At 60.3% G+C, this 25,186-nt stretch carries 18 protein-coding genes and 1 pseudogene; 14 read left to right on the forward strand and 5 right to left on the reverse strand.

Annotated features, from left to right (window positions below; all coding sequences use genetic code 11):
• Positions 1-137: 137 nt before the first annotated feature.
• Complete coding sequence (locus tag ACSQ8Y_RS10460) at positions 138-2,810, forward strand: TonB-dependent receptor (protein ID WP_436266392.1); 2,673 nt, start codon at positions 138-140, stop codon at positions 2,808-2,810.
• A gap of 149 nt (positions 2,811-2,959) precedes the next feature.
• Here ACSQ8Y_RS10460 and ACSQ8Y_RS10465 read toward each other — a convergent pair whose 3' ends face one another.
• Positions 2,960-4,891, reverse strand: coding sequence for an NPCBM/NEW2 domain-containing protein (locus ACSQ8Y_RS10465; protein WP_436266393.1), 1,932 nt, complete (start codon positions 4,889-4,891; stop codon positions 2,960-2,962).
• A 326-nt stretch (positions 4,892-5,217) separates the two neighbouring features.
• Here ACSQ8Y_RS10465 and ACSQ8Y_RS10470 point away from each other — a divergent pair, with 326 nt between their 5' ends.
• The 12 genes and pseudogenes from ACSQ8Y_RS10470 (at position 5,218) to ACSQ8Y_RS10525 (ending at position 16,003) form a co-directional block, all read left to right on the forward strand.
• Entirely contained in the window at positions 5,218-5,688 is a 471-nt protein-coding gene (locus ACSQ8Y_RS10470) for an OsmC family protein (protein ID WP_436266394.1), read from the forward strand.
• On the forward strand, positions 5,678-7,087 hold the full coding sequence (locus ACSQ8Y_RS10475; RefSeq protein ID WP_436266395.1) for a cytochrome b: 1,410 nt from the start codon (positions 5,678-5,680) through the stop codon (positions 7,085-7,087). The genes ACSQ8Y_RS10470 and ACSQ8Y_RS10475 overlap by 11 nt, the downstream gene beginning before the upstream one ends.
• 136 nt (positions 7,088-7,223) lie before the next feature.
• Entirely contained in the window at positions 7,224-7,832 is a 609-nt protein-coding gene (locus tag ACSQ8Y_RS10480; protein ID WP_436266396.1) for a glutathione S-transferase family protein, read from the forward strand.
• A gap of 20 nt (positions 7,833-7,852) precedes the next feature.
• A complete protein-coding gene (locus ACSQ8Y_RS10485) occupies positions 7,853-8,854 on the forward strand; it encodes a bestrophin family protein (RefSeq protein WP_436266397.1) in 1,002 nt (333 codons plus the stop codon).
• A 197-nt stretch (positions 8,855-9,051) separates the two neighbouring features.
• Complete coding sequence (locus ACSQ8Y_RS10490) at positions 9,052-10,281, forward strand: hypothetical protein (RefSeq protein ID WP_436266398.1); 1,230 nt, start codon at positions 9,052-9,054, stop codon at positions 10,279-10,281.
• Between the two features lie 3 nt (positions 10,282-10,284).
• Positions 10,285-11,061, forward strand: a complete 777-nt coding sequence (locus ACSQ8Y_RS10495; protein WP_436266399.1) for a hypothetical protein — start codon at positions 10,285-10,287, stop codon at positions 11,059-11,061.
• Positions 11,062-11,113: 52 nt separating this feature from the next.
• Positions 11,114-11,290, forward strand: a pseudogene (locus ACSQ8Y_RS10500) (IS3 family transposase); the annotation flags it as partial.
• 79 nt (positions 11,291-11,369) lie between these two features.
• Positions 11,370-11,552: a hypothetical protein gene (locus ACSQ8Y_RS10505; RefSeq protein WP_436266400.1), complete on the forward strand. Its 183-nt coding sequence runs from the start codon at positions 11,370-11,372 to the stop codon at positions 11,550-11,552.
• Positions 11,553-11,616: 64 nt separating this feature from the next.
• Positions 11,617-11,979: a hypothetical protein gene (locus tag ACSQ8Y_RS10510; protein ID WP_436266401.1), complete on the forward strand. Its 363-nt coding sequence runs from the start codon at positions 11,617-11,619 to the stop codon at positions 11,977-11,979.
• Positions 11,963-12,283, forward strand: coding sequence for a hypothetical protein (locus tag ACSQ8Y_RS10515; protein WP_436266402.1), 321 nt, complete (start codon positions 11,963-11,965; stop codon positions 12,281-12,283). Before ACSQ8Y_RS10510 ends, ACSQ8Y_RS10515 begins: the two co-directional genes overlap by 17 nt.
• Positions 12,284-12,386: 103 nt before the next feature.
• Positions 12,387-12,926: a peptidoglycan-binding domain-containing protein gene (locus ACSQ8Y_RS10520; protein WP_436266403.1), complete on the forward strand. Its 540-nt coding sequence runs from the start codon at positions 12,387-12,389 to the stop codon at positions 12,924-12,926.
• A complete protein-coding gene (locus ACSQ8Y_RS10525; RefSeq protein ID WP_436266404.1) occupies positions 12,923-16,003 on the forward strand; it encodes a hypothetical protein in 3,081 nt (1,026 codons plus the stop codon). Before ACSQ8Y_RS10520 ends, ACSQ8Y_RS10525 begins: the two co-directional genes overlap by 4 nt.
• An 837-nt stretch (positions 16,004-16,840) precedes the next feature.
• Here the strand turns inward: ACSQ8Y_RS10525 and ACSQ8Y_RS10530 are convergent.
• The 4 genes from ACSQ8Y_RS10530 to ACSQ8Y_RS10545 all read right to left on the reverse strand — a co-directional run bounded on the left by ACSQ8Y_RS10530 (position 16,841) and on the right by ACSQ8Y_RS10545 (position 22,237).
• Positions 16,841-19,507 (reverse strand): ATP-binding protein, encoded by a 2,667-nt coding sequence (locus ACSQ8Y_RS10530; protein ID WP_436266405.1) that lies wholly within the window; start codon positions 19,505-19,507, stop codon positions 16,841-16,843.
• Positions 19,488-21,041: an ABC transporter substrate-binding protein gene (locus ACSQ8Y_RS10535; RefSeq protein ID WP_436266406.1), complete on the reverse strand. Its 1,554-nt coding sequence runs from the start codon at positions 21,039-21,041 to the stop codon at positions 19,488-19,490. The genes ACSQ8Y_RS10530 and ACSQ8Y_RS10535 overlap by 20 nt, the downstream gene beginning before the upstream one ends.
• 86 nt (positions 21,042-21,127) lie before the next feature.
• Positions 21,128-21,784, reverse strand: coding sequence for an extracellular solute-binding protein (locus tag ACSQ8Y_RS10540; protein ID WP_436266407.1), 657 nt, complete (start codon positions 21,782-21,784; stop codon positions 21,128-21,130).
• A gap of 117 nt (positions 21,785-21,901) precedes the next feature.
• Positions 21,902-22,237, reverse strand: a complete 336-nt coding sequence (locus tag ACSQ8Y_RS10545) for a hypothetical protein (protein WP_436266408.1) — start codon at positions 22,235-22,237, stop codon at positions 21,902-21,904.
• A 380-nt stretch (positions 22,238-22,617) separates the two neighbouring features.
• Here ACSQ8Y_RS10545 and ACSQ8Y_RS10550 point away from each other — a divergent pair, with 380 nt between their 5' ends.
• Positions 22,618-25,134 carry a TonB-dependent receptor plug domain-containing protein gene (locus tag ACSQ8Y_RS10550; protein WP_436266409.1) on the forward strand — a complete coding sequence of 839 codons (2,517 nt, stop codon included), beginning with the start codon at positions 22,618-22,620 and terminating at the stop codon, positions 25,132-25,134.
• Positions 25,135-25,186: the final 52 nt, after the last annotated feature.

A 25,186-nucleotide genomic window follows, 5' to 3' on the forward strand; every position in this document is an offset into this window, starting at 1 on the left:
AAGGCGGCACAAAGATATTGCTCGCGTATGAATACCCACTTACGAGGATAGATCGCATGAAAATACCTGGCACGCACAAGGCGTCTGCATTCCGCCGCTCCCGTTGCACCCACGCTGTATTGCTCGCGCTTGGCAGCATGAGCTTGAACGCTGACGCGCAAACCATACCGCGAGTGGAAATCACCGGCTCCAGTATCAAGCGCATCGAGGGCGAGGCGGCACTGCCGGTCGAAATCATCAAGCGGGAAGATATCGACAAGTCCGGCGTGACCACTGCTGCCGAACTGCTGCAAAAGATTTCCTCCAATGTGGGTGGCCTGACCGATGGCGCCAGCGTCAGCGACGTCATGGGCGGCCAGCGCGGTTTTAACGGCGCCAATCTGCGTGGCCTCGGTGTCTCTAGCACGCTGGTGCTGCTGAACGGCCGCCGCATGGCCAACTTCGCCAGCCCTGGCGACAATTCCGGCGTCGACCTGAACAACATCCCCGCCGGCGCCATCCAGCGCGTGGAAGTGCTCAAAGACGGTGCATCGGCGATTTACGGTACCGATGCCATGGGCGGCGTGATCAACTTCATCACCCGCAAGGATTACCAGGGTGGCGATGCCAGCGTGTATGCCCTGCGTACCAAGGAAGGCGGCGGCGGCAAAAGATCGGCCTCGCTGTCCGGCGGCATCGGTGCGTTGAGCACCGACCGCTTCAATGTGTTCGGCGCGCTGGACGTGCAGCAAACGGACCGCCTGGCCAGCTCGCAACGGCAATTCATGCAGGAATACAGCCTGCCCGACCGTCTGTCCCCACAGCTGTCGAGCTACTCTTTCCCGGCCAACGTCGACCTGACTTCCACCCAGCTGGCGACCCTGAACAAATCGGCCTACCTGAAGGGCTCCGGCCCCGGCGGCACCTGGGTGCCATCGCCGGGCCGGCGCGTCAACCTGGGCAAGGATTCCTGCGTGAACGGCAGCCCGAACGTGGTGCGCCCGCTAGGTCCCGGCGGCACGGAAGGCTGCTCCTTCAACTACATGGGCGACTCGGAAGTCTATCCGGACTCCAAAAAACAAAGCTTTATCGGCCGTGCCACCTTCCTGGTGGCAGACGCCCATCAAGTGTTTGCGGAAGTGCTTCTGAGCAAAGCCGAGACCAGCTACGCCGCCTCGCCTGCCACCTCGGGCAGCATCAACGGCACTACGACCGGTATCTCTTTGCCAGCCGACCTGCAAGCCAGGACCGGCATCACCACCCCGGTCAACTTCCGCTTCCGCCTGACGGACGCGGGCCGCCGCACCTCGGAAGTGACCAGTAAAGCGTCGCGCTTCGTCCTGGGTGCGACCGGCAAGGTGGGCGACTGGGAATACGATACGGCCTATAACCACAGCGTCAACAAGGCCACCGACCTGGATATCGACGGCTGGGTGTCGCGCAGCAAAATGCTGGCAGGCATAGCCGGCGGCAAGTACAACCCGTTCGTCCCGGCCACGGACGACGCTGGCGGCAAGTTCATGGACTCGATCAAGATCAATGGCGCAGCGCGTGTTTCCAAAGGCACCAGCGACAGCGTCGATGGCAAGCTGACCCGCGCGTTGATGGCGCTGGGCGGCGGCGATGTCATGCTGGCTGTGGGCGCCGAACTGCGGCGCGAGAAGACTGCGTTCAGCTCCACCGATGCGCTGCGCACCAACGACGTGCAGGGCGACCGCGCCAGCTCCGACGAATTGCTGGCCGACTCGTCCAACTCGCGCGACATCGCCGGCTTCTACACGGAGATCAACGCGCCCTTCAGCAAGGAATGGGAAGGCCAGTTCGCCATCCGTCACGACCGCTACAAGGGCGTGCATGATCCGCTGACCAAGGTCACCACGCCGAAACTGACAACCACCAATCCGAAAATCGCCGTCAGCTACCGTCCGAGCAAGGACGTACTGGGCCGCGCGTCCTACGGCACCGGCTTCCGCGCACCGTCGATTGCCGAACTGTTCCTGCCTGTGCGTTCCGGCACCACGGCCAGCTTCGTCAAAGACCCGGTGTCGGGCGAAATTGCGCAGTTCGACCTGGACCGTTACGGCAACCCGCAGTTGAAATCGGAAAAATCCAAGCAGTTTTCGGCCGGCCTGGTGCTGGAACCGAACAAGAACTGGAACGGTAGCCTCGACTTCTGGAGCATCCGCAAGACCGACATCATTTCGGAAATCGGCGAGCAAACCGTGTTCGACAACCCGGTCTACTACAACGATCCGCAGATCGTCGTGCGTGACGAAGACGGTGTCGTGTCCTACCTGCAGTTCAAGAAGGAGAACCGGGGCAAGCTCAACACTGCCGGATTCGATATTGCGCTGAACTGGCGTGGCGATGACAGCTCGCTGGGCCGCTTCAGCGCCAGCCTGAACGGCACGCTAATCACCAAGTACAAGTTCCAGTCCGACCCCAATTCGCCGATGACAAATGGCCTGGGCGTATTCCGCGACGACAAGGCCGTCCAGCGCTGGCGCCACAAGCTCAATATCGACTGGACCCGGGGTCCCATCAATCTGAGCCTGGGCAACACCTTCTTCTCCAGTTATCGCGATCAGAACATTCCGGGGCTGGCTGATCCGGGCTGGAACGACCGTGACGTGAAAGCGTATTCCCTGTGGGATCTGACGGGCAGCTATGCGTTCAACAAAAACCTCAAGCTGCGCGCCGGCGTGATCAATATGTTCGATACGCCGCCGCCGTTCACCAACCAGTCGCGCTACTTCGAAGTGACCTGGGACCCGACCTACGGTGATCCACGCGGCCGCTCGATGTTTGCCAACCTGCAGTACAAGTTCTGATCCCCCCGTGCGCCCTGTCCTGCCCGGTGGCAGGCAGGGCGCAACAGCTGGAACAAGGTCGCCTGCGACATACTAAATTACGCGCGGTGCGCAAAGCCGCGCATACAGGATCGACGCCACTGCATGACGCTGGGCCGCAGCCCGCCGTATCAGTCAGCCTGGCTACCCGAGAGCAGCGCCGCGCCGCCCCAGGTCACCGGCAACAGTTCATTGTGAAGCGCCGTGCTGCGCGCCACCAGTTCAACCACCTTGACGCCGGCCACATCGGCCGACAGCGCCTGCGCCGGCTGGCCCCAGTGCATGGGCTTGCTCTTGGCCAGCAGCTTGCCGTCGCCGTAAATCATGAAGCTGACGCCGTGCATGCGGTCGCGCGCCGAATCGTCGACGCCGACCTGGGCGGTGATGCGGCGATAATCTTTGTTGCGCACTTCCAGCCGCGAATTGGCGAGGATGCCGATGCCGGCAGGGTATCGATTGCCGGCAACCTGCAAAATCTGGCCATAAGGCGTGCTGTCGGCGCGCGCGCCGCCCCAGCCGGCATACATGGGCCGTTCGCCTGCGCCCTTGGTGCCGGACCATGCGGCCGATGAGCGGAACACCGTAGGATCGGCTTGCGGGCTGGTCACGCCATCGACTGCAGGATTCACGCTGCCGGGCTGCTCCGACAGATACACGCCCTGCGCCAGCAGCCGCGTGCCCTGGACGCGGAAGACCCGCGTTTCGCGCGCCGCGACCCGGATCCTGGTCTCATTGGTAAACGTGGTGTCCGCCTTGCTCCACAGGTCGGTCAAGGAGATCGGCGCATCGCTGCGCAGCTTCAGGTGCGCGGCATTCAGGTCGACGTCGATAGCACCCAGTCCCCGGTTGAAGATGGCGACCGCCTTCTGGCCCGACGCCAGCTGCTTGACGAGGATTTGCAGGTCGTCGGCGTCATAAGCCAGCGTGGCCTGGTTGCCGGCCGGGTCCTGGTTGAGTGCGATGATGTCGGCATTGCCGACGATGTCCATCAGCGCCTCCGGCGTGCTGCGCAGATCGGCGCCCAGCATCAGCGGCGCGTTCAGCATGGCCCACAGGGAAAAATGCGATTTCGCTTCCACCATGTGCGCGGCATCGAAATCGCCCTTACCGATGTACAGCATGTCGGGATCGTTCCAGCCGCCGGGATGCCCGTACAGCTCGCGCTTGGCCGCACTGTCGAAGTTGCTCAGCAGGCGGGCCCACGACGGCGTGATGTCGTCGCTGGTGCGCGACAGGTTGCCGACGTTCTTGCCCCAGGCGCGCACATTGGCGGCGCCCCACACGCACAGCGACAGCAGGTAGTCGCCGTCGGGATTGTTGCGCTGTAATGCCGCGTTAATCCGTGCAAATTCAGCCTGCACCGCAGGAATGTCGGAGCGGCTGACCGATTCCAGGTCCAGCACGGGCGTTAGCGCGCGGTATTCGCCGGACTTCACTTTCGGGCTGTTGGCGCCATAGGCGCGCAGACCGCAGCCGTCAACTTTGATGAAATCAAATCCCCAGTCGGCAAAAAACAGCTTGATGTCTTCGTCGATATGGCCATACAGGCCGATTTCGCGCTCCCGCACGCTGCCCTTCGGCAAATCGCTGCTGTCGCCGGAATACGCCTGGGAACAGGTGTTGCGGCCCAGGTCCGAATAAATGCCCGCCTTCAGCCCCATCGCATGCACCTTGTCGGTAAACGGGCGGAAGGTGCTGCGCCCGCCTGCCGCGGACGAGGGAAAACGGTCGGCGCGTATCACCATGTGGCCATCTTTGAGTTCGCGGCGGGTGGCCCAGCCGTCATCGATATTGATGTAGCGGTAGCCCTTTGCGGCCAGGCCGCTGTCGACGATGCGCTGTGCCGAGCCAAGGATCTTGACTTCGTCGATATCCGTACCGAACGCGTTCCAGCTGCTCCAGCCCATCGGGGGAGTCGCGGCGCGGCCGGCGGTGTAGGCGCTCCAGCGCGCCACCGGCGCCAGCGGATCGGTCGCCGGCGCCGCCTGCGCCAGCGCCGCCATCAGACACAGCGGCACCAATGCCAGGCGGGGCAAGCGGCGCGGGCCTTGTTTCTGTTGCATCAAACTCTCCAATCTACGAGAACATTCAAGGAAATTAATCTTGCATTAACAAGTGTAAGCTGAATGATTTTAGGATGGCCATCATCAAATCGCGCAAGTGCTTTATGTATTTCACCAATCCAGCGTCCGCCCCGGCCATGCGGCCGCGCTTCGTTGACACCAGAAAACAGCACCCACTGGCCGGCTGGCGCCAGCAATCCCGCGGAACGCCATCGCCTGACATCATTGGTGTCCCAGAGGCACCATTGTGAGGCCCTGGAAGGATCTACTCCCGGCAGCGCTCGACACATAGACTGCAGAATTCCATCGTCACAATAGGCACTCAGATGACCACCCTCGTCGAGCGAGATCTTTCCCAGCCGATGCGCCAGCTCATCCGCATCGGCAACCACCTGCTCACCAGTGACGTCAGCGGCGGACAGGGCGGCCGCGATGCCGGCCCCTCACCTCACGACCTGTACGACGCCGCACTCGGCGCCTGCATCTCACTCACTCTGCTCTGGTATGCCAAGCGTCGCAACATCGCCGTCGGTCCCGTCAAGGTCAGTATCGAGCGCGACGCCAGCGGCGAGCGCCAGGGCATCTATCGCCTTAACGCAGTGCTTGATCTCGGCGGCAATCTGAACGGTGAGGAGCGCGCCGAACTGTTGGCGGCAGCCGGGCACTGCCCGGTTCACAAGCTAATGACCGACGTACGAACAGAAATCGCCACCACGCTGATAGGGAGCGATGCGAACCTGGAGAACCTTGCGCCCATGGCAGCCATTGACGCGAAGGTCCTCAACCATGGCATTTAACGAGAAAAAGCCGCCCGAACACGCCTCCGTTGGCGGCAAGGCGCTGCGCTGGGTCGACCATCGCTTTCCGCTGTCCACTTTGTGGAACGACCAGTGGGGCAAATACTATGCACCGAAGAATTTCAATTTCTGGTACTTCTTCGGATCGATTGCATTACTCATCCTGGCGCTACAGATCGTGACCGGCACGTTTCTGGTCATGCACTACAAGCCGGACGCAAAACTGGCATTCGCCTCTGTCGAATACATCATGCGCGAGGTGCCGTGGGGCTGGCTCGTCCGATACGCGCATTCCACCGGCGCTTCAGCCGTTTTCATCGTGATCTACCTGCACATGACGCGCGCTCTGCTGTACGGTTCCTATCGCAAGCCGCGAGAACTGGTCTGGCTGTTCGGCTTCGGCAATTTTCTGTGTCTGATGGCCGAGGCCTTCTTCGGTTACCTGCTGCCGTGGGGCCAGATGTCGTACTGGGGAGCGCAGGTGATCGTCAACCTGTTTGGCGCCATCCCCGTCATCGGCCCGGACCTTGCGCTGTGGATCCGCGGCGACTACGTGGTATCCGATGCCACGCTCAACCGATTCTTCGCATTGCACATCATCGGCATTCCGCTCGTGCTGCTCGGCATGGTGACCGCGCATCTGATCGCCCTGCACGAAATAGGCTCAAACAACCCCGATGGCATCGAGGTCAAGGACAACTTGGGTGCAGATGGCTTCCCGCTTGATTCCCTCCCTTCCCACCCCTACTACACGTTCCACGACCTATTCGGCGTGTCGGTGTTCCTGGTGATGTTCAGCGCTGTCGTTTTCTTCGCACCGGAAATGTTCGGCTACTTTTTGGAGTACAACAACTTCCTTCCCGCCGATCCGCTCCAGACGCCAGCCCACATCGCACCGACCTGGTATTTCACGCCGTTTTATTCAGTGCTGCGCGCCACCACGGCCGACTTTATGTACGTGCTGATGGGCGCAACGGCCCTGTACGTGACGTTCATCTGGTTCAAATCGCGCCTGTCATTCAAGGTCAAGGCCGGCATTGCCGTGCTTGCCCTGCTGGCGGCCGGCTGCATGCTGCCCCAGGTGATGGATGCGAAATTCTGGGGCGTTGTTCTGTTCGCTTCATCGGTGCTGGTGCTGGCCACGCTTCCCTGGCTCGACCACTCACCGGTCAAGTCGATACGCTACCGGCCGCGCTGGCACCGGCTGCTGTATGCCGCATTCGGACTGTCTTTTCTGATACTGGGTTACCTGGGCACGCAGCTCCCCACCCCGGGCAAAACGCTCGTCGCGCAGGGGTGCACCTTGCTCTACTTCGGCTTTTTTCTGCTGATGCCATGGTGGAGCGCCGCAGGCACCTTCAGCAAGGTGCCGGAGCGCGTCACCTTCTCTCCCCACTGACCATCATGTAGAAGCGCCGGCAACACGCCGGCGGCAGGTGCGCAACGGGCCTCAGACTGGTGTCGCCTAAACACCAATCGGCGCAGGCGCTCACTGGCATAGTACATACCGGACAACACGATAAGCGATACATCCCATGAAGCTCTACCACATGCACGGCGCCTGCTCGCTGGCCGACCTGATCGTCCTTGGCTGGCTCAACATCCCCCATGAAACCATCCCCATGACCATGGACACGATCAAGGCCCCCGAATATCTGGCCATCAACCCGGGCGGGACCGTGCCCCTCCTCGTGCACGGCAATTTTTCGCTGACCGAAAATGTCGCCATCCTCGGTTACCTCGCAGATCTGCATCCGGCTGCCGGCCTGGCGGGCGACGGCAGCGCCCGCGGGCGCGCCGAAGTCATGCGCTGGCTCGCCTTTCTCAATTCCGATGTGCACAAGGCCTTCAAGCCCTTGTTCTCGCCGTCCCGCTTTCTCGACGAGCGCGACATGGACGAAGAGTTGGCCCGCAATGCGCGCCTGCACATCCGCGCTTACCTCGAGCGTATCGACGCCCAACTGGACGGACGCGACTGGCTCACCGGCAGCCGCTCGATCGCCGACCCCTATCTCTTCGTGGTGCTGCGTTGGGCGCGGGGCATGGGGGTCGATCTCGGCGGACTGCACCACCTCGCCGCCTTCGCAGACCGGCTCGCCGAGGATCCCCACGTGCGGCAGGCCCTGCTGACCGAGGATCGCTAAGGGGCCAAGGCGATCGCACTATGCACATCGGAAAGTCCTATGGCCTGCTCGAATTCTTGCGCTGGACCAGGCGCAAAGCCTATATCTTGGCCGCCGGCGCCGTCGCCGTCACCGCGCTCTACCAGCTCGCCGGGTGGCGTTGGCTCGCTCTGCCGTGGCCGGTGCTGGCCATGCTGGGCACGGCAGCCTCGTTCATCGTCGGCTTCAAGAATGCACAGACCTATAACCGTACAGCGGAGGCGCAGCAGATCTGGAGCGCCATTACCGCCAGCAGCCGCTACTGGGGCTTGATCGCGCGCGACTTTCCGGCCAGCGGCCCCGCCGAAACCTTGCTCACCCGTCACTTGTGCTGGCTTACCGCAGTGCGTTATCGGCTGCGCGTCCCGCGCGTTTGGGAAGCGGCCACGCGCGCCCCCAATGCCGAATACCGCCGGAAGGTTTTCGGCGTGCCCGAGCTGGATCTTCCGCTTGCGGGGGCGCTCGAGCGCTACCTGCCGCCCGAGGCCATCGCTCCGCTCATCGCTTCCGGCAATGTTACGGCAGCCCTGATCGGCGAGCAAAGCCGTGACATCCGAGCCTTGTTCCTGACTCAGGATATCGCGCTGCTCCAATACGCGGAAATGCAGAAGACGCTCAAGGATTTACTCGAGCAATATTCCCGGGCCGAGCGTATCAAGGACTTTCCTTACCCGCGTCAGTACGCCATCATCAATTCGGTGTTTGTGTGGGCTTTTGCCCTGCTGCTGCCGCTTGGCGTCGTCAGCCAGTTTGCCCAGCTCGACGTCGGTGGCCTTCTGCATGGGCGTATGGCATGGCTGGGCATGCCGTTCAGCGTGCTCGTCGCCTGGATGTACGTGGCGCTCGACCAGGTCGGAGAAAGCACCGAGAATCCCTTCGAGGGCGGGGCGAACGATGTGCCGATCACCCATCTCTGCGCGCGCATAGAAAGCGAGCTGCGCACGATGTTCGGCCAGCGCATTCTGGAACCCCTGGCCGATCCTGCGCATCCTATTGTGCTCTGAGCCCATCGTCACGCGACTCTCATTGTTGCCCACAGCTCACCACCGTGCTGCTCTTTCCGGATCTAACGCTTTCACGCTTCTTTACCTAGACTCCGTGGTGTGCCTCCAGCGTGAGGCACGCTCTTTCAAATCCGCGATGGCACGGAACTAACGCACCGCCCGTCATCCGCGATTTCCCATTGACTCCGGAGCTCCTCATGCGTACTTTATCGTCTGCCCTGACCGTTCTATTTTTCACATCCACCGCGGCGTGCGCCGCCAATGTGCAGTCCATCTCCCGCCTCGCCGCCGGTCCCGACAACGTCCTTTTCGTCGCCGACTGGAAAGCGGCACGCGTCCATGCGCTGGCGCTGCCGCCGGCCGCGCCAACGCCGGCCCGCAGCGTCTTCAATATTCTCGATCTCGAAGACCTGCTGTCGCGCCAGGTGGGTGGCGCCAGAGTCACCATTGAAGACATGCTGGTGCGGCCGGGAACGGGTGTAGTGGTCGTGGCGGTGAGCTACGGCGCCAGCAAGCTTCCCGCGCTCATTTCAGTCACCAGCGACAGGAAGGCGCGCCGAATCGACCTGAAGTCGGCCAAGTCGACCTCGATGGCACTGCGAAATGCGCCCACCACCGCCTATAGCTTTTGGCGCGAGACGCCCGAGCGCAGCTTCACGGTCACGGACATGAAATGGCACCAGGGGCAACTCTTCGTGGCCGGCCTCTCCAATCAGGACTTTTCGTCGACACTGCGCCGCCTCCCCTATCCTTTCGGCTCACAACAGGCGACTACCTCGGTAGAGATTTTTCACGGCGGGCACAACCTGATGGAAACGCGGGCGCCCATCCGTGCCATGAGTTTCGCCAACTGGGGAGGCAAGTCCTACCTCGTGGCGGCCTACACCTGCACGCCGCTCGTCATCATTCCAATGGAAGACCTCAAGGATGGCGCCCACATCCGCGGCAAGACCGTGGCCGAACTAGGCTACGGCAACACGCCTGCGGACATGATCGCTTATAGCAGGTCAGAATCGGGCAAAACGGAAGATTTCCTCTTGCTGATCAATTTCGACCGCGCGGCGAACATCATTCCAGTGTCGCAGCTGCAGGCGGCAGATGCGCGTCCCGGTATCGAAAAAGTTGTCCCCTTCGGTCAGATCACCGGCCTGGACGTGACACAAGCGCCGCTGTCGGGCACGCTTCGGATTGATAATCTCGACGATGCATCGTTTGTCATCCTGCGCCGCCGGCTTGAAAAAGACGCTCTGCAACTCGTCTCGATGGGCAAGGATCTGACCTTCCGTCTCTCCGATCATGTTTCCGAGTATGCGTTCCCGGAATACAGCTTCAAGAACGATACCTTCCAGCTGCAGAACATCAAGCCGCGCCAGGACATGCTGCTCAAGGACGAGGGCTTCCCGGACCTGATCAAAGCATCGGAGTAAGCCATGCATTGCCTCGCCTGGATCGCGGCCGCTGCCCTGCTGTCCCCGATTGGCGACTGCCATGCCGAGCTGGACACGCCGCCGATACTGCATGTGCGCCCGTCCGGCGCAGTGGTGCCGGCCAACCTGCTGCGGATTTCGATCGAGTTCGCTACGCCAGTCACAGGCGAGGTTCTGTCAAGGCTGGCCCTGGTGCACGAGGATGGCAGTAGGATCGAGGCACCCTTCCTCCAGCAGGAACTCTGGTCGCCCGATGGCACTATCCTGACGATCCTGATGCACCCGGGCCGAGTGAAAACCGGACTCGTCGCACGTGAGCAGTTGGGTCCGCCGCTCGAGGAAGGTGAGCGCGTCGCGCTCACGCTTGACGGCCAGCCGATGGTACGATGGCGCGTCGGCGCGGTCGACCAAGCGGGGCCGACGACGTCGGCGTGGACGCTCTCCACCGTGCGTCCAGGGAGCCGGGAGCCGTTGCTTGTCAGGCTAGACGGCGCCATCGATGGCCGCGCCATCGACTACCTCGCCGTCGCAGACGGCCACGAGCGCAAATTGGGTGGCAGGGCCCGGCTGGTCGACGGCGAAACGACATGGACCTTTACGCCGACTGTGCCATGGCGGGCAGGACGATACGAACTGGTCGCCCGGGCAACGCTCGAAGATGCGGCGGGCAATCGCCTGGGCGGCCACTTCGAAACGCCGATCGCTCATCCCGGCCTGGCGAGCCGGGATGAGCGCATCCCCTTCCGGGTATCTTCTGCTCGCAAAATGAAAGGCCGTTGATAATCGAAAGTCAATCGTAGGCGACCAACCCTTCCACGTGTGAATCCGCTTTCCGGTGCGGCGCTTGTGCAAGATGATGGGAGTTCATCCCAGCGGCTTCTATGCGTGGTGCGTTCAGCCAGAAAGCGAGCGGACCAAGGAAGACAAGCGCCTGCTCGGTCACATTAAGCTGTCATGGCTGGAAAGTGGCGCGGTCTACGTCTACCGCAAGGTATCCGACGATCTGCGTCATCAAGTAGCTGACGGCAGAAAAGCGTCTCATTCTCGAATCGACCCCTGTCAAGGTAGCACGTCTGATTAACGACGGCATGGCCGACGTCACGATCATGTTGCCGATCGTGATGGCTGGCGCGGTCGAAGATGATGCACGTCTGGCAGGCATGTCCGCCAAGTTAAGCATAGAGCCATTAGACGAGTTGCAGTGGGGAGAAGCTGGCAGCTACGTGTCCAAGGTTTCCCTGAACGGCGCGGCCACTTACCGCGCGCTGTAGCGATTGACTCTTATCCATTATTGCCACACAATTAATATTCTTATAAGTTCTTGTCGAGGTCACTATGATCGTCATTCGCCAAGCTCAACTGGACGCGCTGGCCAGCGATAGAAACAGTAACTTTAGAGTATTGTTGACAGACGCGTTGGCCAGCGCAGCCGGCAAGCACAGTGATGTGGCAATGAGTTCGTTCGTTTCACGCATTATTTCGGACTCCGGCATGTTCGGCCTGTTCACCGAAAACCAGATCGTACGCTTCGGCACGATTACCGCCGGCAGATTCGGCCCCGATCCCGCATACCGCATCCCCAAAGCCGCCTTGGCGATCCTGACCGTCTATGGCCAGGATCCGGCAACAAAACTCGACCGCTACCAATCCTGGGCAGCCGGGGCGCAAGCCGGGGATACCCATGCGGCCATTCTCTGACCTGCCGCCCGGCGCCACGGTTCAACCATGCCCGTATCTGGCGCCACCGCTTGGCACCCACTGGCTGGAAGTCCAATTACTCGGCGAAGACGACAAGGGGATTTCCTTTGCTGAGTACGAGATTGCGCTGCCCGATGGCCATATCGTACGCGGATACTTGGACGAACATGGGTACGGAAGGCTGGAGGGTATCGAGCAGACGGGCATGTGCGCGGTACGCTTCCCGGCACTGGACAACGCGGCCTGGGAGCGCATCTCGACCAAAGAACAAAGGACCGGCGATGCCGCAGAGACACAAGATTGAACAAGGCGACACGGTCGCTAGGCTTGCTGAGCGCTATGGATTCAGCCCGGATACGATCTGGGACTTTCCAGATAACGCTGCGCTTAATAAGCTCAGAGGAGACATGAATATCCTCGCTCCGGGGGACGTGTTGGTCATCCCGGACTTGCGACCCGGAGAGACGGCGTGCGAGACCGACCACCGTCATACATTCCGCCGCATCGGCGTGCCGATGCTGTTCCGGCTGCAGTTACTGGAGGACGGGCAACCGCGGCAGCAGGTTCTCTACGTGCTCGAGCTCGCCGATACGGTGCTGAAGGGCTATACCGACGCGCAGGGCTGCATCGCGCGCTACATTCCGAACGACACCTTGGCGGGGCGTCTGATTGTCGATGACGGCGTCATCGACGTGCGGCTCCAATTTGGCCATATGGACCCGGCCGGGACCGATGAGGGCGTCAGGAAGCGCCTGTTTAATCTGGGCTTTGCCGCGCCGCCGGAACCCGATGGACTGCGCGCCGCCGTGCGCCGGTTCCAGCACGACAGTGGACTGCCGGAAACGGGACACGTGGATGACCAGACACGCGGGCAACTGCTGGCGCGACACGACCAGATTGCGTCTGCTGTTACGCCGGCTGGTGCGGCCGCGAAGGATGAGCGATGACCAGGTTCGATAATGCTGTTGCCGCGGGAAAAATTGTCGCGACACAGTGGACGCTACCGGACAAACATGTCACCGTGAGAAAGCCGATGGCGCACGCCGCATCGACCAAATCCGCCACACACGACGTCCCCGTTGTCACACCAGCTGTGCTCAATATGCCCCAAAATACCTTCAGGATGCTGGTCTGGAATCTTGAAAATTTTACGCGCGATCTACGGCCGGCCGGCACCTCGTCGCTTGATTCCGCGCGTAACCTGGAACGAACCGAGATTGTCGCGCGCACCATGCACACCCTCGATATCGATGCGTTGCTGATAATGGAAACCGGCTCCGACGTCGGCGCCGTGACAACGCGTATTGCAACACGTCTAGGCAAACTGTTCGATGGTAAAAAAACGATCGAACCGCTCGTCAGTCCGCCGACCGGGAAAATGCACGCGTTCGAGACCAAATTTGAAATCGATAAAATCCCTGGCACGGGCAACGCGGCCATGGCAATCACCACCTTATCAGGGATTTACAATATTCGTCCGGTGAGCATTAAGCCATCAACGCAGAAACTTGTGGCGGCAGCTTGGCGAGCGCTGCGCGACAGCTCGGGCGAAGCGGTCCGTACGCTGGTAGACAAAATTCAAGCGCAATCAAGCATTGTGCTTGAAGCAGCTAACGCCGCTGAATGGTTCAGTAAAATCCAAACCTGCCTGTGGCCTAACCCCGACCATGATTCAGCGCGATATAAACTTTGCGAAGACATCATGCAAGACATCGTGCAAAACATCAAAGCTTCGGACATGGCCGGTTCGGTCATCAATAATGGCTTCGATTTCGTACTTTGCGATAGGATACTGGGCATTCGCAAAGTCGCGCCCAAAGCAGTTCCGCAGGAGGGGGACGACGAGGAAGTCGTTCAGGCCAGTGCACCGGTGTCATTGTCTTCCTCCTCTTCCTCGTCGGCTGTCCCAGCGAATGGCGCCAGGACGGCGGAGGCGGATGATATATGCATGGAGATGATCCTGTTATTGCTGTTGTCGCTGTCGAAAGAAATTGCGGTGAACAGTTGGGAAATCCATACTATTGTCGATTCCGCGACCACGTCGGCGCTGTCGGCCTATCTCGCCGTTTTTTCGCAGAGGCTGGAATTCATCGCGATTGACCCCGAACTCAATCCGCTGGACGGTACCTTCGATAGCGACGACATGCGATACGCACTGGAGCGGATCGGCAAGGAGAAAACGCATACGGAAACCTACGGCATGGTTTACCGCTTGCCTTTCAAAGAGGCGCTCCACCATCTACTCTCGCCCGCTTTGGAGGCTGGCCAGAAAGCGTATTCGATCGTGCAATCATCCGGCGCCAGTTCCAGCCAGCCGACGGTGGTACAAACGTTTGGGCATATCCTGAACGGCCGGTCGGCCTTCAGTATCACGCTTCCGTTGTCGAGCCTTTGTTCAGTACCGCTTTACCTTTTTCACAACCGCTATTCCGGCTCCGAAGCCATCACTGAGGCTTATAAAAAACAAGGCGTAAAAACGGCTGCTGACGCGGCGGTGCAGGCCAGGATGGATACCTTGGCGGAGCTTGGCGAAGTAGGGGCCAAGAAGGAGGTCAAGCCGTGGATAGTAGGTGACTTTAATATTCCTGGCGCCTATCTGGAAAAGCAGGACGGCGCCTCGAAAGCACGCAAATATACTGCCGGGGAAGAGTTCGGGAAGAAGATGACTGGCTTCGGATATGTCCGGCATTGGAAAGAGAAGGACAGCTTTGCCAGAACCACCCTGAAATCGGTCGACAGCATTGCAAGTGGTGATGACTTTTTAAGCGAGCCGTATGACGGGGTGTACCAGCCGAGCCTGGCTGCAGTCAACTACAGTGCCAGCACCGGCGTGGTTCAGTTAAGAGGAATTTTCCAGGAAGATCCGGCAGGAGCGCCCCCGACGGCGGCGCTGGCCCAGACTTCGCCTGTCGCAGCGCCGGTATTGTCGCCCGGCGAATGCCAAGCGCTGGGCGCCGACTATATTGCGCCATTGATGCAATTGGAAACGCGGGCGACCAATACCAATCCCGTGCTTGCATTGATGGTAAGAAGAGCGGATGGTATAGACACTAATTCCGAAACAAATCGTCAGGCGCTCAAGGAAGCCATAGACAAGTTCTCGGCAGTAACTGCATCGATCAAGCAATACGCCAAAAATCGCCAAACCTGGTTTGAAGAATTATGCCGCCTGGGTCATAGGAAGGCATTTGCGGAAACGCATGCGGAAGCTTTTCAGGATCAGCTCGAAGAATTGGAATTGACATTGGGCGATTTGGCGGAGGCTGGAAGCAATTGCACGATCACAACCGGTCAGCGCTTATTTGAGCTGTTGATCGAAGAAATTTTCGCGGTACGGAGTTGGCTAACTGGCCTGGAAACCGTCCTGGAACTGCGGGAAGGCCGATTATCCCGAATCTGTGCTGCTCCCCCGTCTATCAAGCCGTCCTCGTCATCATCCTCGCAACAGGCGAGTTTGTCTTCCGATGGCAATGGCGCCTCAGGTGGCCAGGCTGCGATCGCCATGACGAGACCACAGATATACAAGGCGACTTTGGCCTACGTTTATGCATCGTGGGTAGGGCAACTGATGAAGGAACTCGACGGGCTAAACCCATGGGTCAACGAACCTAAGAGGACACGCAAAAGCGTCGCGCCCCGGCCAGCAGAGCTTACAGCGGCCTTGACGGTTTTCAACCAGCACAGAGAAGCATTGCGGCAATACGTCGACGCGCCGTCGATACAGGTCATCAACGATGACCGGCCGGCACAGGGGCTGCAGGATAGCATAGCGGCTTTAAAAGTGGCGTTGACGGCTGTAACCGATGCGCACGCGGCAGCTTACAAGGATAAACCCGATCCGTTCGGTACGCTTACAAAGAAAACCGACGCGCTGGCTACGAAATTGACCAATATGCACAACGATCCCGAACGCCGTTTGGCCGTCGTTTATCGCAAAATTGTCAGCGATCATTTGCCGGTGATCGTCGAGTTCAGTATTTCTGACGCCACCATCGCAGACGCCAGCGTGGTGGCCGTCAAATAGCATTACCTCGTCATTATTGCAGCAGCGACATCACCAGCCAGGACTGGCTGTTGCTTTGCTTGAGCATAACAGCGCCAGCTCACCTGCGTCAGGCGCTGGCAATCCGGTCGATTGGCTGGTGCGCGCCACCCATAATAATCGCAGCCTGCCTGAAGGCGAAAATTGTGGGAGCACCTGCGCCGGAGATCCGGTTGGCCAGATCGAATTTTCGCTGCTACCGCGCCCCAGAATAGGCACGCACGATATGCTAGCAACTGTGGTGCGCCGTATCGAGCTTCCAGTCGGCAAAGGCATCAGCGTGGCGCGGGAATGCCATGCCTGCTGGAACCAAACCAATTGAATGGCGCTTGCCGACCAATCAACTTTCATCGCAGATACCATCATCCGAACCACCTCTGTCGCATAGCAAGTTTGATAGTAGGGCCGCAAAAACATTACAGTGGCGGGTCAATACCATCATCCATACCACTGGCAGAACATGCTTATCGGTGCCAGACGTTACCAGGAACGACTAGCCCCCAAAAAAGCCGTCCCCTGCCTAAAATATGGGCAAAGAGACGGCTGTTTTGCCCAATTTTCGCGGCTCGGGATGTCAATTTCCCTTAGCGGACAAGCGGACGGGGCACCGCCGAGCTGGCTAGCGCGCTGCCATAACGCGTAGGCGCGCACTGAATCCGCCGGCACGCCGCTTCCGACTAGATACCCCTGACCCATCTGGAAATAAGCTTCCGGCACGCCTGCAAGCATTGCCTCCTCAAGCAACTTACCTTCTCCATGTGGCTGAGTTGTGATCAAGAATCAGCAATTTTGCAAGGCACGACAGCGAAGTCAACCCTGTCATTGCGCCTGGCTGCCCTTCAGGCAACGCTCCACCAGGCTGAGAATGGCTTTGGACGCATAGCTCTTGGCCAGCACGCGCAATTGACCGGCGAACGGGCCGTAGCGCGGGTCGAGTTCAGCCAGGTACGCTGCGTGCGCCAGAATGTTTTTCATGTTCCCAATACGCGCCAGACGGTACAGCACTTCCATCTCTTCCGTCGGCGGCACCACGAAGGCCTCCTCGCTCGCATCCAGTTCCAAAGCGGCTTGCGCCTCCAGCCGATCATAGACCCACTCCAGCGGCAACAAAGTCGCAATCTGGCCCAGCAGCCGGTCCACGTCGATCGGTTTGGGCAGAAACGCATTCGCCCCGACCGCCAGGCATCGTTCACTATCGCTCGCGGAAACGCTGGCCGATAGCACAATGATCGGCACGTCCTGGAAGGCCGGCAATTCGCGCAAGCGGCGGGTGGCTTCCAGTCCATCCATCTCCGGCATCGCAATATCCATCAGGATCAGGTGCGGCCGCAAACGCTGCGCCATGTCCAGCCCTTCGCGGCCGTTCACTGCCGCGACCACCTCGAAGCCGAGCGGCGTCAACAGATCGACCACCACCGCCCGATTCCCGGCCACATCGTCCACCACCAGCACCTTCAGAGGCGGCCCGGCGTAGCCGGTCACGATGCGGGCGAATGCCGTGGCCGTATCGGCCACCACCACCGGTAAAGCCAGTTCGAACCAGAACGTGCTGCCTTGGCCGACCCGGCTCTCGACCTGGATATCGCCCCCCATCAGGCGCACGTATTGCCGGCTGATGGCCAGCCCCAGGCCGGTGCCACCCAGACGACGCTGCGCCTCGCCCACTTGCTCGAACGGCTGGAAAAGGGCGCCCAATTGATCCGCATCGATGCCCACGCCGCTATCCTGCACCTCGAAGCGCAGCAGGCCGGGCGACACGGCGCGCACCCGCAGTGCCACCTGGCCGTGGTCGGTGAACTTGACCGCATTGGACAACAAATTGAGCAGCACCTGGCGCAGCCGCTTTTCGTCGACCCGGACCGACTGCGGCAAATCCGGCGCCAGGTCGCAGACGAACGCCAGCCCCTTCTGCATCGCTTTCACCTCGACCATCTCGACGAGGGTGCGCGCGAAGCCGGCCAGCTGGAGGTCGACCAGGTAGAGCTCCATCTTGCCGGCTTCGATCTTGGCCAGATCCAGGATATCGTTGATAAGGGTAAGCAGATGCTCGCCGCTGTGCCGGATCACGTTCACCCCCGACAATTGCTGCTCGCCCAGTGTCCTGTCGCGCTGCAGGATCTGGGCATACCCCAGAATGCCATTGAGCGGCGTGCGCAACTCATGGCTCATGTTGGCGAGGAACTCGCTCTTGGCACGGTTGGCGGCCTCGGCGGCATCCCTGGAACGCTGTGCTTCCGCAAACACCGCTTCGAGATGCCCGATGGTTTCAGCCAGCCGCTTCGTCATGATGTTGATGCTGATTCCGAGCACGCCGATCTCGTCGCGTGATTCGACCTCGGCGCGCGTGGAAAGATTGCCGGCCGCGACCTGCTGGGCCACCTCGGTCAGCCGGTGTACCGGATCGACAATGCTGCGCCGGAACAGATAGGCCAGCGCGACGCTGAAAACAACGGCAAGCATGCCGCCGGCCGCCGTTTGCAGGTGCGCATCCGACAGGCTGCTGCGCGCCCGTGCGAGATCGGTTTGCAATTGCACCTGTTGCCGCTGGGTGATCTTGTTGAGCAGGCCGAGCAGAATTTCCGCCTGCGGCGTGACCTCGGTCCGGAATAGATACAGATCCTCATAGGCATGCTCGCCGTTAAGTATGCCGATGAGTTGCAAGGCCAGCTCCGCGACTTTCGCCCGATCGCGGGAAATCATGTCGAACTTGCTCCGCTGTTCGTCCGACAGCAGCGCGCGCTTGCCGGACAGGGTATTCCAGATCGCGGCATTGGTCCCCAATTGCGGTCCGTAAGCCAGCTCGAAATTGAGTTCTCCCGACGCGCCGTACGCCATCAGGTTGGTCGCCATCGCATCGAACGAGGCCTGGAATCCCAGCAGGTCGGCCAGCAATTCCCGGCTCTGCGGCTGCATGCCGCGCGCTTTCTGGATGCTGATCATGGTGTCGATCGCATCGAGAATCCGTATCCGCAGTTCCTGGATGTCAACCCTGGCAATGCGCAAGGCCGGCCGGTTCTTGAGCGGATTGTCGTGCAGTTCGAACAGATGCGGCGGCAGCTTGGCCCAGCGCGCATAGGTGGTAGTCAGTTCGACGACCCACTTCGCCTCTTCCTCGGGCCAGTTGCGGGACATGGCCTGCAAGGACGCAAGGCGCTCTTCGAAAGCATGCCGGGCCACTTGGAATTCCTCGATGTCGACCGGGTCGGACAACACCAGATAGCCGCGCATATGCAGCTGCATTCTCAGCAGGCCAGCCTGCGCCTGCGCCGAAGTCAGCGACGCGGGTGCGCGCACCGCTTCGGCAAGATGGATGTCCTCGGTGGCGTTGCGCCCCGCAACGAAGGCTAGTGTCGCAACCAGCAGCGTGACGATGGCCAGTGCACCAAATCCGATCGTCAGCTTGCGGCCGATACTGAACGGCTTCAGATAGTGAATGAGCGGAGTGAAGAATTCCCCGGCTCGCACGCTACTGTCCCAGCGATGCACGATAGGATAGCCGCTGGCGCTCGCGTCCTCGGCGGATCGTGATTTCTTCGAAATCGACGGCGGTCGCCTTCAGTGCCGCCTCCGGACTCAATTGGCCGGCGACCGCTTCCGCCAGGTGCACGTCGAGCGCCTGCCAGTAACCGTAGGCGCCGGGAATGCGCAGATAGGGAAACTGAAGCTTGTTGGTGAACGTTTCGAAATACGCCTTCGAATAGTCGCGCATGTCGACTTCGTCCCAGCCGGCGTTCAGATAGGTTTCAATCTGTCCGGTGCCGTCGGGCGGCAGGAAATGAAAAGTTCTCCCGGGATCGATACCGTCCCAGCCGCGCGCCGCATACACCTGCGATTTTTCCCGGGTCGCCAGCATGGCGAAGAGGTAATAGGTCGCCGCCGGCACTTTCGATTGCTTCGTGATGACGCCAGCCCACGAGCCGCCGGTGGTATTGCCGACCACGTTAGGCTGCGCCGTCTTGACCCACTTGTGCTGCGCGATGCTGTAGTACTCGCGCGTGCCGGGCAGCACCGCGGAACCGATCTTGCCCTTGACCTTGCTGCCCCGTTCCTGCGCCAGCGCGCCAAGATCGCCCCACGTGAAAGCAAGCGCCGCGCGGCCGGCCAGAAAGTGGTCCCAGCTTTTTCCCAGATCCCAATTCAGCATCTCTTTTGGTCCGAACTGGACCAGACCGACCAGCGCCGTGAGCGCCCGCACATGGCCCGGACTCTCGATCAGCGGCTTCATCGTCTGTGGATCAAACCAGTACAGCTGAGGATTGTCCGGCCCGATCACGAACGGCGCCGAAAACGACATGAAATGAAACATGCCCTGCGCTCCCACCTTCAGATGCATGGAGAGCCCATGATCCGGCACGCCGTCGCCATTGAGATCCTTGCCGTTGAAATACTCGGCCACATCCCGGAACTGCGCCCAGGTCTTCGGCACATCGAGCGCGTAGCCGTACTTTTGGCGAAACGCCGCCTGATGCTGTGCATCCGCCAGCAGATCGCGTCGGTAATACATGACCTGGCCGTCGTGATCGTTGGCCACCATGTATTTCTTGCCGCCATACGACAGCAGGCTGCGCGGCGCCGGCAATACGTCGTCGATGTTCCATTTCGGAAAGCGCGGATCGTTGTAGTACTTGTCGTAGGGAAGCAGATACCCCCCGCCCGCCAACTCGCCCAACCACCAGGAGGCGGTGTATGCCGCATCGTACTTGCCGCCGTGGTTGGTCAGATCGGAAATGAAATTCGGATACTGCTCCTCGTGCGCAAGTTGAACCAGATTGAGCTTGGCGCCGGTGGCCGCCTCGAATTCATCCTTCAACTCGTCGATCGCGCCGCCTTTCTGCCTTTTCCCCTGCAGCACCGTGACGGTCTGGCCGGCGAACGGACAGTGGCCGGGTTTGCATGGCTGCACGACCCGGGGTGGAACGATTTCCCCGGTTTTCACGACCGTTGCTTCATAGAGTTCCCGTTTTGGCTTCGCGTCCTGGGCCGCAACCATCATCGAAACCGAGCATGCCGCAATCAGCATTGCCAGCCGCCTTACGCTCCTATTCAAATTCCTGCCCATGGCTCGTTCCTTGTCGACCGCCGTCATGACCGGTGGCAAATACTTTGCTACTGAAATCCGAGCGACTCCCGGTAAACACGCCTCTGTCGCCCGCGTCCGAGGCGTATCGTAATCTCTTCGACATCGACAGCGGTCACCTTCAGTGCCGACTCCGGCCGGCGGTTGAAATACTCGGCCACATCCTGTAACTGCGCCCAGGTCTTCGGCACATCGAGCGCGTAGCCGTACTTTTGACGGAACGCCGCCTGATGCTGTGCATCCGCCAGCAGATCGCGTCGGTAATACATGACCTGGCCGTCGTGATCGTTGGCCACCATGTATTTCTTGCCGCCATGCGACAGCGGGCTGCACGGCGCCGTCAATACGGCGTCGATGTTCCATTTCGGAAAGCGCGGATCGTTGTAGTTCTTGTCGTAGGAAAGCAGATGGTCTTCGCCCACCAATTCGCCCAGCCACCAGGCGCCAGCAATCGATGCATCGTACTTGCCGCTGCGACTGCTCAGATCGGAAAAAAAGTTTTCGAAATTCTCGCTGAACGGTACCCGATTGATGTTGAGCCGGGTGCCGGTGGCGGCCTCGAATTCCTTTTTCCCTTCGAGGATGGAGGAAGAGATGACGTTGTCCGACATGCCCGACTGTGCCGTGCCATCGGCCGCGGCGAACAGTATCCGCGATGCGAACAAACCGGACACCAAGGATTGCATGCGATCAATTCCTTCCAGTTTCACAAGGTGCCGGACGCGTCGCCACGCTCGCACTGCATTGGGACAACAAGCCCGAGTTTACCGCTATTCCACTTCAATGCAAGCAACTTATCGCTTCTACTTCCTGAATAACGTCGAGGTATCGTGATCCAAGGAGGTTTCCGTCTCATCCAAATAGTAGCGCTTCACAAAATGCAGGATCGCCTTCGACTGATATCCCTTTGCCAATGCGCGCAACTGGTCGGCAAACGGCCAATACTCGCCCAACATCGATTCCACATTGAAGTGTTCGTAACTCAGGGGCAGCCGCAACAGGGTGGCGATTTTCGCGCGCAGGCTGTCATGGTTTATCGGCTTCGAAAGAAAGGCATTCGCGCCGGAGGCAAGATAGCGTTCCTCGTCCTGGCTGAAGGCGCTGACGGAACGCGTTGAACCCGCTATGCGCGTCAACAAGCCGCTATCCGACTTGGCGCCCAAATCGGCAAGGGCTGGGGAACGTCCATGGCCGCCTGAGCGGCACTTCCGCCATCACACGCGTCACCACGCCCTGTCACGCAGCGTTGTATTTGGGCACTCATAGCAAGCGCGTCAATGAATATGAATAGACATCTTTGAAGTCTGTATATACATTGATAGTGGCAACGGAAGCGTCAACACGTCGTCGGAACGTGGCATGCATGACCGTGGAGGGACTGCGTAGTACACCTAAAAAAGGGAAAAACAGGACTGGCAGGCAGGACGCGGCCGCATGTTATTTTCGCCTCCCCAGGGAAGCACAATCAGCTTTGAAGTCGGTATTTTTGATTCAAACGCATTGTCTAAGGAAGATCTCCATGACAAAAGCAACAGCAATCCACATTGCAGTACTCCTCCTCTGCAGCAGTATCGCAGCAGCCCAGAATGTTCCAGCGCAAGGCGCCCCGGAAGCAGGCAGCGAAGAAATCCAGAAAGTCGTCGTCGTGTCGACCGGTAGCCGCGGCTCCCAGCGCACCGTGATCGATAGCGCAGTCCCGATCGATATCCTCCCAAGCAAAGAACTCGGCAAGACCGGCCAGAACTCGCTGGACAAGGCACTCGGCTTCCGCGTTCCATCATTTAACACCGTACAAACCCCGGTCAACGACGCGACCTCGCTGCTCGATCCTTACGAGATCCGCAACATGGGCCCGAGCCGCTCGCTGATACTGATCAACGGCAAGCGCAAGAACTCCAGCGCGCTGCTCTACACGAACACCTCGCCAGGCCGCGGCGAAAGCGGTTCCGACATTTCCGCGATCCCGGTCGACGCCATCAAGCGGATCGAAGTGCTGCGCGACGGTGCATCGGCCCAGTACGGTTCCGACGCCATTTCCGGCGTGGTCAACATCATCCTGAAAGATTCGCCGAACGAAGGTTCGCTGACCCTGCGCGCCGGCATGACCGGCGAGAGCGATGGCAAGATGGGCGGCGCCAGCTTCAACCATGGCATCAGCCTGGGCGGCAAGGGCTTCCTGAACTACACGGTCGATGTTTCGAAAATCGGCCTGGCACGCCGCTCGGGCCTGGTCGACGGCCGCGGGGAAGCGAGCGACTTCGGCGCCACGCTGGCCGAAGTGAACGCCTTCCTGGCCCAGTTCCCGGACGCCGGCAACATCAACGGCTCGCCGGAAACCGAGGCATCCAAGTTCCTGGTCAATACCCAATACAATTTCAGCGACGGCTTCAGCGTCTACGGCAATGCCGCCTACATCAAGAAGGACGTCAACAGCAACGCCAACTATCGTACTCCGTACTGGCGTCCAACCGACTACGGCAAGCTGCACGCGGCGGGCACCCCGTACCTGGGCTACATGCCTGATTTCATCGGCGCGCTGGACGACTACAACGGCACCGTCGGCACCAAGCTCGACCTGAAGAGCTGGGAAATCGACCTGAGCGCCACCACCGGCGGCAACAAGCAGACCTACAACGTCAATCATTCGCTCAACCGTTCCATGGGCGCTGCCTCGCCGACCTCGTTCTACGCGGGCGGCTCCGAGTTCACCCACTTCGTCGTCAACGGCGACGTCACGAAGCGCCTGAACGACAAGACGCGTATCTACTTCGGTACCGAACTGCGCTGGGAAGAGTTTGAAACCCTGGCCGGCGACCTCGCTTCCTACCAGGGTGGCGGCGCCGACTCGTTCGCCGGCAACATGCCGGAAAACTCGTTCAAGTCCAAGCGCAACAACAAGGGCATCTACTTCGGCACCGAGTACGACATTAGCAGCGGCCTGCTGGTCGATGCGACCGGCCGCTTCGAGCATTACAGCGACTTCGGCAACGCCTTCGTCTGGAAAGTCATGAGCCGCCTGAAGATCAGCGATGCGGTCACGCTGCGCGGCTCGGCGTCGACCAGCTTCCGCGCACCGTCGCTGCACCAGATCTACACGCAGAAGGCGCAGTACTCCTTCGTGGCGGGCCAGGGCATCCAGGTGTCCGGCCTGGTCAACAACGTATCGCCGCAGGCGCGCGCGCTGGGTGTGCCGCTGCTGGACGCCGAGAAGTCGCGCAACTTCACCATCGGCCTGGGTGTCAAGCCGGACAACAACACCAGCTTCACGCTCGACTACTACAACATCCGGCTCAAGGACCGCATCGTCCTGGGTAACGATATCGGACCGTCGGGCGATCCGACCAATCCGCTGGACCGCGAACTGGCCGCTGCAGGCATCGTGCAGCTCAGCTTCTTCACCAACGCGCTCGACAGCAGCACCTCCGGCCTGGATTATGTGTTCAGCCGCCGCAACCTGCCTCTGCTGGGTGGCAAGCTGGCAGTCAATTTCTCGGGTAACTACACCCTGAAAAATGAACGCGACGGCGCGGTGCGCAACACCCCGCTGGTGGCGTCGGCCGGCCAGTCGGTCATCGATGCGACCCAGGAAGCGCTGATGTTCACCTCGCGTCCGAAGCACAAGACCCTGCTGGGCCTGGACCTGGACTACAACAAGTTCAACTTCTCGCTGAACAACACCGTGTTCGGTCCGACCGAGTTCCGCAATGCCGGTCTCGATTCGAACCTGGCCGTCAAGTTCAAGACCAAGACCGTGACCGACTTTGCGGTAAACTATTCGATCACTGACAAGATGACGCTGACCTTCAACGTCAACAACGTGTTCGACGTCACGCCGAAGTGGAAGCTGCATGCACGCAACAGCGCCGGACAGGCCATCCTGGACAGCACAACACGCGATGCCTACGGCGCCACCCCGAGCGAAGTACAGAGCAACCTGATCACCTTCAACGGCCGCTATTCGATGGTGACCTACGACGGTTCACACTTCAGTCAGCTGGGCCGCATCTTCAACGCCTCGCTGAACTACCGCTTCTAATTAGTGCCTGAACGAAAACCCTCGTTTCCCCTATGACGGCGGCTGCAAAACC

Source organism: Pseudoduganella sp. LjRoot289 (genome assembly GCF_964252925.1).
GTDB lineage: Bacteria > Pseudomonadota > Gammaproteobacteria > Burkholderiales > Burkholderiaceae_D > Rugamonas.